The sequence below is a fragment of the Geitlerinema sp. PCC 9228 genome (assembly GCF_001870905.1).
Lineage (GTDB): Bacteria > Cyanobacteriota > Cyanobacteriia > Cyanobacteriales > PCC-9228 > PCC-9228.
The window spans coordinates 1-8,438 of record NZ_LNDC01000064.1; the positions used below are offsets into that span (position 1 = coordinate 1).

Consider the following 8,438-nt stretch of genomic DNA (forward strand, 5'->3'; position numbering starts at 1 on the left):
GCTCGAGCCATGTTTGGAAAAATTGCCGCCGATGCCCTGGGATTAAGCGATTTGGGGAAAGTTATCGCCCAGAAGCTCCCAAGTATATTTTGCATGAAGAAGGCGAAACTATTCACTTTCTCATTAAATCTAAAGCAGATGAATATTGTTTTACCAACTTTGCTTTTATTCATTTAGATGGTTCGGGCGCCGTTAGCAAAAAGATTCTTCTGTCGCGCTATCCTTATAAAGCTTATTCTATTTCCCATTTTTATTGAAAAAAAGCTCCTATTTCCCTCGTTCGGTTTAGACTGGAAAACTTATTGTTGTTGAGATGACATGGAAAAATGACGAATAACTTCCACAGTGCAACTCCTCCTGATAGAATCCGGCTCGATCGCACCGGTAATGAGATAACTATTGCCATTAAATGGTTTGATTTCGGTACGATAATTATTACTGTATTTACGTTTGTTTGGGATATTATATTATTCTCAACAATAAGTGATATAGGATTAACTTTGCTAATATTTGTAGTAGCAGGAATCGTTCTAACTTACTACGCGATCGCTAAATGGGTCAATTGGACTTATATTACTGCCAGTCAAGAGAAATCGATCGTATCTTCCCAGCCACTTTCTTGGTTTGGTGACAAGAAGTTTGAAGTCTCAAGACTACAGCAGCTTTTATATAAAAAAGAAACTAGAAATACTGGGCAGGGAGGAAAAAGAACTTGCTATGTGATTTATGTTGATACTGGTTCTTCCAAGAAAACCAAACTGATAGAACTTGATAAAGAACAGGAAGCCTCATTTATAACAACATCACTCCAAGAGTATTTTAATCTTGGATAACAACCAAGACATTCCACCTGGGGCCAGAAAATTTGTTTTCGCGAGCGCTTGCTTATGGTGACGCATTTTATGGTGGGGATTTTTTCCAGCGAGCGATCGCCGATATAATGGCGATCGCTTCTCCCAAGAAACCGGACCACCGATTTCACCAATGGTAGGATGCTTCGGACCATCGCGATTGAACCTCGGTCGCAATTATTCTAGCAAGAAACAGCCAGCTTGCCATTGCCAGTTCCGGTGTTTGCGGCGGATATAGAACTGACAGTAGGCAATATTTTGGGATGGTTGCAGCATCCAGCAAGATGGAGACTGGATAAGTTACTTGAAAAATCTAGTAGACGATCCTGGGGAAAGACTTCTAGATGATTGAGCAAACCTTGTACAAAAGAGATTCAATTGACATTTTAGAAAATTGGGCGGTACAATAACCGGGCACAGCAAAGTTTTTAGAAGTTAGCCCTTGACTAACCAAATCACCGGACAACCATTGACCTTCGTGTTGATGATGTCCGTTTCATCTATAAAAAGCGATCGCTAGCGTTGAACGCTTCTAGTTCGCTTTCGGCGGCAAAAATCAAAATCCCCAACCATGACCAAATCCGCAACAACCGACAAACCAAATCCAACTCCCGGTTCGGTGGTTCGCTGTCGCCAGCGCCACTGGGTGGTTTTGCCATCCGATAATCCCGATTTGATTCGCCTGCGCCCCCTTAGCGGTGACGAAGAACAGACGCGCGGCGTTTATCGTCCCTTGCTGGGAGAGTTGGAGAATATCGAACCAGCCGAATTTCCCCTACCAACGGCAGAAGCGGTTCAAGACCATACGGCAGCGCGGTTGCTGATGGATGCGGCGCGGTTGAGTTTGCGTAGCGGCGCGGGTCCGTTTCGTTGTTTGGGGCGACTGTCGCTGCGACCTCGACCGTACCAGCTAGTACCGTTGTTGATGGCGCTGCGGTTGGAGACGGCGCGGTTGTTAATTGCGGACGATGTGGGGATTGGCAAAACCATTGAAGCGGGGTTGATTGCCCGGGAGTTGCTCGATCGCGCGGAAGTGAAGCGGTTGGCAGTTTTGTGTCCGCCCCGTCTGTGCGACCAGTGGCAGCGGGAATTGCGGGAGAAGTTTCATATTGATGCGGTGGTGGTTCGTTCGGGAACGGTTTCTAAGTTGGAACGATCGCTTCCCTCCGGCGACCATCACGTTTTTGGCTACTACCGCCACATTATCGTTAGTCTCGACTATGCCAAAAGCGATCGCCGGCGGGCCAGTTTTCTCGCCCATTGTCCGGATTTGGTTATTGTAGACGAAGCTCACACTTGTGCAATTCGCAGCAACGCACCACAAACCACAGGTAGCAGCGGTGGTTCCCAGCAGCAGCGCCACCAACTAGTAGAACAAGTAGCCGCCAAAAGCGATCGCCATTTGATTTTGCTGACGGCAACGCCCCACAGCGGTATTGAAACCTCGTTTTTGTCGTTGGTGGGGCTTATCAATCCCCAATTCGAGCAGTTGGACCTGGATAATCTCAGCGAAAGCGATCGCGCCCAATTGGCAAAACATTTTGTCCAGCGTCGCCGCGCCGATGTCCAACAGTGGTTGGGAGATGAAACGCCCTTTCCCCAACGAGATTCCTTAGAAGAATCCTACCGCCTCTCCCAAGAATACCGCCAACTGTTCGATAAAGTATACGAATTTGCGCGGGGGTTGGTGGTAGACCACCAAAACCAGGATATTGGCACAGCCCAACAGAGAGGGCGATATTGGTCGGCGCTGGCCATTATCCGCTGCGTTATGTCTTCTCCGGCAGCCGCTGTTGCTACCCTGACCCGCAAAGCCAGCCAAATTGCCGATAGCGAGGAAGTAGCGGAAGAACTGGACGAAGAATTGGCAGCGGCGTACACCGATGACCCCACCGAACGCGAACAAGTTATCGATGCCACGCCAAAAGTGGTGGTCGATCGCGCCCAACGGTCTTATAAGGAAACAGACAAGCGCAAACTCCGGGAATTTGCCAAAACTGCCCAGCAATTGCAGGGGAAAAAAGATGCTAAATTGCAAAAAGCGATCGCTTTGGTAAAAAACTTGCTGGATGATGAATTTACGCCGATTATTTGGTGTCGCTACGTTGCCACTGCCAATTACGTTACCAGTGCTTTGGCAGAACAATTAGAAAAGAAAAAACGCGACAGCGCCCGGGTTATCGGTATTACTGGGGAACTTTCCGAAGACGAACGGGAAGCGCGCCTGGAAGAGTTGCTGAAGTATCGCCGGCGGGTGTTGGTGGCTACCGACTGCCTCAGCGAAGGGCTGAACTTGCAAGAGCATTTTACTGCCGTGATTCACTACGATTTGCCCTGGAACCCCAATCGCCTGGAACAGCGGGAAGGCAGGGTCGATCGCTACGGGCAAGTAGCGCCCACGGTGAAGTGTGTTTTGCTGTACGGTCAAGACAATCCCGTGGATGGCGCGGTGTTGGATGTGTTGCTGCGCAAGGCAAAAAATATTCATAAAGCTTTGGGAATAGCCGTTCCCGTTCCCATGGACAACGAAGCGGTTTCGGAAGCGTTGTTCCAGTCCTTATTCGAGCGCGCTAGCTCAGCCCAACAGCTTTCGTTGCTGGATTTGTTGGAAGATGGCGATTCTCCGGTAACGGAAGTACGCCGGCGTTGGGACCATGCTGTGCAACGGGAACAGCACAACCGTACCCGATTTGCCCAGCGCACCATCAAGCCGGAAGAAGTGAAGCGGGAGTTGCAGGAGTCGGATGCGGTTTTGGGCAGCCAGCAAGAGGTAGAACGCTTTACCCGCGAGGCTTTGGAACGGTTGAATGCGTCTTTGGTGAAGAAGAACAAGGCGTGGTATCTGCCCCACGTTCTGTGGGTTTTAGAACCGGTTTTGGGGAACCAGCCGCGATCGCTTTCTTTTGAGTCGCCAGCGCCGGAAGGGGTAGAACCTGTGGGGCGCAACCATCCTTTGGTGGAAGGGTTGGCGCGGCATCTGTTGGAAGAGGCGTTGAAAAATCCACGAGAAGCGGTGGCTGCCCGCTGCGGGGTGACGGTGACGGATGCTGTTAGTTACCCGGTGGTGGTTTTGTTGGTGCGATCGCGGTATTTGCTGCAACCGTATCGTCGCGAAGAACAATTGCTGGCGGAGGAATGCCTGACGTTGGGTTTTAGCGGACCGCCCTCAAACCCCCAATGGCTGTCAGTAGAACAGGCGCGGGAATTGTTGGAAACAGCAGAACCGACGGAGGATTTGCCCCTAGCCCAGAAACAGGCGCGCATCGAACGATTGTTGGGACGTTTGGAGGAATTGTCCTCCCATTTGGATGCGTGGGCTAACGATCGCGCCCAAGCCCTGAAAGACTCCCATCGGCGGGTACGGACCATGACCAAGGAAGGGGCAGTCAAGGTAATGCCCCAGTTGCCCATGGATATTTTAGGGATTTGCCAATTTGTCCCCGAGTGATTCCGTTCGCGTCGCGTCTGGTGAAAGAGAATCGTTTTCTTGACAAATTTCCCATTTTATGTATTGACGTTGTCCATTGGCGGAAGCATTTAGAACTATGAGTGCAGTTACCACAAACCTCACGGGCGTACAAATCGAAGGCAACTTAATTGCCCCCGACATGACCGAACAGTTGCTGGAAGGGGACATCAAAGGGCAATCCCCGGAAGATTTTGGCTTGCAGAAATCTGACAAGCTAGCGGATGAAATTGCCACGGCATGGGGCGATGCCCGGGCGTATTGGGATGCGTTTCGGCGGCGGTTGGCGCGGCTGCCAGAAGGAGAGACGGCAACGAGTTTGACCCGGGAGTATTGGGCAATTCCCCTGTTGGAACTGTTGGGATATCAGCCGAAATACCAGCCAAAAGCAGCGGTGGTGGAAGGGCAAACCTACGCCATTTCCCATCGTGCGGAACCTGGAGAAGAGAAACCACCGGTTCACATTGTGGGGGCGCGGGTGGATTTGGAAAAACGTCCCCCCAGCGGTACTCCCAGACTGTCGGCACACGGGTTGGTGCAAGAATATCTCAATCGTACCGAACATCTGTGGGCGATCGCGACCAATGGGTTGCGCTGGCGGCTGCTGCGGGATTCGTCGTTGATGACCCGGCTGACCTATATCGAGTTCGATTTGGAACAGATTCTCGAAGGTGAGAACTTTGCCGAGTTTGGCTTGTTTTTCCGCCTGTTCCACCGTTCCCGGTTGCCGTCGGAAATGGACGATGCTGACGAGTGTTTGCTGGAGTATTACCACCAGGAAGCCCGCCAGCAAGGGGGACGGATTCGCGATCGCTTGCGCAATAATGTAGAAGCGGCTTTGGTTACCCTGGGAACCGGGTTTTTGCAGCGTCGTGACAACCACAAGTTGCGCGAACAAGTGGAAACGGGAGAACTTACCCCCGAAAACTACTACCGCCAGTTGCTGCGATTGATTTATCGTTTGCTCTTTTTGATGGTAGCCGAGTCGCGGGAACTTTTGTTCGCTAGCGAAAATGAGCGTCAACTGCACTCATCGCCAGCCGAAAAAGCCCGTATCTATCGGGAATATTACAGCATGGAACGGTTGCGGGCGCTGGCGGAACGTCCTACTTACCGGCGGGAAGGCTTCCAAGACCTGTGGCAGGGGTTGCGGGTGACCTTTGCCTTGTTCGACGAAAACTGGCGCGGGGAACTTTTGAACCTATCGCCGTTGAATGGGGATTTGTTCGGTGAAGGAACTTTGGAAAATTTGGATACTTGCGCCATCGACAATCACGACTTATCCCTTGCCATTCGCCATCTGTCTCTTTACGAACAAGACAAACGGATGCGGCGGGTGAACTACGGCGCTTTGGATGTGGAAGAGTTGGGCAGTATTTACGAAAGTTTGTTGGATTTTCGCCCGCAAATCGAGCAGAATCAAGGATTTTACGAGTTTCGTTTGGTGGCTGGCGGCGATCGCAAATCGACAGGTTCCTATTATACGCCACCGGAGTTGGTGGGACAACTGGTCAAAAGTGCTTTGGAACCGGTTATCGCACAGAAATTGCAGGGAAAAACCACCCGCCAAGAGCAAGAAACGGCGTTGTTGGAGTTAAAAGTTTGCGACCCGGCTTGCGGTTCTGGGCATTTTTTGCTGGCAGCGGCACGACGGATTGGCAAGGAACTGGCACAAATTCAAACTGGGGAAAGCCATCCAGGACCGGATGCGGTACGGCAGGCAACGCGCCAAGCAATTCAGCATTGCATTTACGGGGTGGATATGAATCCCCTGGCGGTGGATTTGTGCAAAGTGGCGTTGTGGATTGAAGGATTTTATCGCGGCTATCCGCTGACATTTCTCGACCATCGCATCCGCTGCGGAAATTCGTTGGTGGGGGTATTGGATTTGGATTGTTTGCACGAGGGAATTCCGGATAAGGCATACAAGCCAGTGACGGGAGATGAGAAGAAAACGGCAAATTTGCTGAAAAAGCGCAACAAGGGAGAGCGCGGGGATGCGGAAATCGGGCAGCTTTCCCTGGAATTTGAGGAATTGGCTGTGGAAAGGGAGCAATATACGGAAGCGTTTCGGGAACTGGATGAGATTGAGGAAACCAGTGCAGACCAAGTACGCCAGAAGCAGGCGAAGTATCGGCAAAGCCGTGAGGAAAAAGGATGGTGGCGCGATAATTCCGCTTGTAATTTATGGACGGCGGCGTTTTTTATGCCGCTGACGGAGCAGAATTTGCAGTGGTTACCGACAACGGCAGCATTAAACCGGGTTTTGCGCGAAGACCGCATGACGGGAGAAGTAGTTGAGGAAGCAAATAAGCTGGCAGAGGAGAAAAATTTCTTTCACTGGCCGTTGGAGTTTCCGGAAGTTTTTGAAGATGGGGGATTTGATTGCGTTATGGGAAATCCGCCGTGGGAACGGATTAAGTTGCAGGAGAAGGAATTTTTTGCGTCTCGGGATGCAGAAATTGCTAAGGCAAAAAATAGTGCAGCGCGGAAAAAGTTAATCGAGCGATTGCCGCAGACCAATCCCAAGTTGGCACAGGAATGGGAAGAGGCGAAGCAGTTTGCAGAGGCGCAGGGCAAGTTTGTGCGCGAGTCGGGTCGTTTTCCTTTGACCAGCAAAGGCGATATCAATACGTATGCGGTGTTTGCAGAAACCGATCGTAATTTAGTGGGAAAGAAAGGAAGGGCAGGAATTATTGTTCCCACTGGAATTGTCTCTGATGACACTACAAAGAAATTTTTTGAAGATTTGATCGAAAATCACACACTTAATAAAGTTACTGGCTTTGAAAATGAAGAATTTATTTTTCCTGCTGTAGCTAATGTAGTGAAATTTTGCATATTAACTATTAACGGTAAAAACCTTCCTCAATCTAATCCCACTTTTTGCTTTTACATAAGAGATATTAATCAACTTAATCGAGAAGATAGGTACTTTACACTAACTCCTGATGAAATAAAATTAATGAATCCGAATACTCTCACTTGTCCCGTATTTCGTACCAGTGCGGATGCTGAAATTACCAAACAAATTTACCAGCGGGTACCAGTTCTCGAAAACGAGAGTAAAGGACAAAATCCTTGGGGCATTTCTTTTATGCGTATGTTTGATATGTCCAATGATAGTGATTTGTTTAAACCTGAAGCTAGCAAAAATCGTGTCCCCCTCTATGAAGCTAAAATGTTTCATCATTTTAATCATCGTTGGGGTGATTATGCAATACAAGCTAGAACAACAGGACGTGGTTTAGCAGAAGTTCCTTTAGAAAAATATCAAGACCCTAATTATACAATCACGCCACGTTACTGGATCGAGAAAAAAGAAGTAGAGAATCGAATAACCGATAAATGGAATCAAAAATGGTTATTGGGATGGAGAGATATTTGTAGATCCTCAGACGAAAGAACAGTGATTTCGTCTCTGATTCCCATAGCAGGTTGTGGAGATACTGTTTTATTGATGCTTCCTCAAGTACAAAGCTTAAAATCTATTTCCTGTTTGTTAGCTAACTTAAACAGTATAGTTCTTGATTTTGTAGCTCGTCAAAAAGTTGGCGGAACCCATCTAAAATTTTTCACCATGCGCCAACTCCCCATTCTTCCCCCAGAAGCTTACAGCCAGGAAGACATCGAATTTATCAGCAGCCGCGTCCTCGAACTCGTATATACCGCTTGGGATATGCAACCCTTCGCAAAAGATATGGGATACGACGGCGAACCCTTTATCTGGGACGAACAAAGACGTGCAAAACTCCGCGCCGAACTGGATGCTAAATACGCCAAACTTTATGGACTCACCCGCGACGAACTCCGCTATATCCTCGATCCCAAAGACGTTCATGGCGAAGACTTCCCCAGCGAAACCTTCCGTGTCCTCAAAGACAACGAAATAAAACGCTATGGTGAGTATCGTACCCGCCGATTGGTTCTCGCCGCCTGGGATATGCAAGGCTTTTAGTCTCCCATGCCCACAAACATCCGTTATTTATTGATTCAATTGAGGAAACATAACCCTAAAGAGCAACTTGGGAGCAGACAAAATGGCATCCTTTCCCCAATTTCCCAGAAACAAACCATCCTTACCCCAGTCTATCCTCGATTGAAAATCTAAAATTCTAGCG

Annotated in this window: 4 protein-coding genes and 1 pseudogene; 4 read left to right on the forward strand and 1 reads right to left on the reverse strand. The window is 49.1% G+C overall.

Features of this window, described 5'->3' with window-relative positions; all coding sequences use genetic code 11:
- Positions 1-9 precede the first annotated feature (9 nt).
- Both AS151_RS23210 and AS151_RS04975 read left to right on the forward strand, forming a co-directional pair.
- Positions 10-248 (forward strand): annotated as a pseudogene (locus AS151_RS23210) (PH domain-containing protein); the annotation flags it as partial.
- Positions 249-326: 78 nt separating this feature from the next.
- A complete protein-coding gene (locus AS151_RS04975) occupies positions 327-833 on the forward strand; it encodes a hypothetical protein (protein WP_071515947.1) in 507 nt (168 codons plus the stop codon).
- Between the two features lie 518 nt (positions 834-1,351).
- Here the strand turns inward: AS151_RS04975 and AS151_RS22480 are convergent.
- Positions 1,352-1,510, reverse strand: coding sequence for a hypothetical protein (locus tag AS151_RS22480; RefSeq protein WP_211517530.1), 159 nt, complete (start codon positions 1,508-1,510; stop codon positions 1,352-1,354).
- Here AS151_RS22480 and AS151_RS04980 point away from each other — a divergent pair.
- Entirely contained in the window at positions 1,498-4,299 is a 2,802-nt protein-coding gene (locus AS151_RS04980) for a helicase-related protein (protein ID WP_211517531.1), read from the forward strand. The genes AS151_RS22480 and AS151_RS04980 overlap by 13 nt on opposite strands.
- A 97-nt stretch (positions 4,300-4,396) precedes the next feature.
- Positions 4,397-8,275: an N-6 DNA methylase gene (locus AS151_RS04985; RefSeq protein WP_170861323.1), complete on the forward strand. Its 3,879-nt coding sequence runs from the start codon at positions 4,397-4,399 to the stop codon at positions 8,273-8,275.
- The last annotated feature ends 163 nt before the right edge of the window (positions 8,276-8,438 follow it).

What these genes read in the sequence shown, in the direction of transcription:
- AS151_RS04975 (WP_071515947.1), top strand. Translation starts at nt 327, where the DNA reads ATGACGAATAACTTCCACAGTGCAACTCCTCCTGATAGAATCCGGCTC.
- AS151_RS22480 (WP_211517530.1), bottom strand. Translation starts at nt 1,510, where the DNA reads ATGGCAAAACCACCCAGTGGCGCTGGCGACAGCGAACCACCGAACCGG.
- AS151_RS04985 (WP_170861323.1), top strand. Translation starts at nt 4,397, where the DNA reads ATGAGTGCAGTTACCACAAACCTCACGGGCGTACAAATCGAAGGCAAC.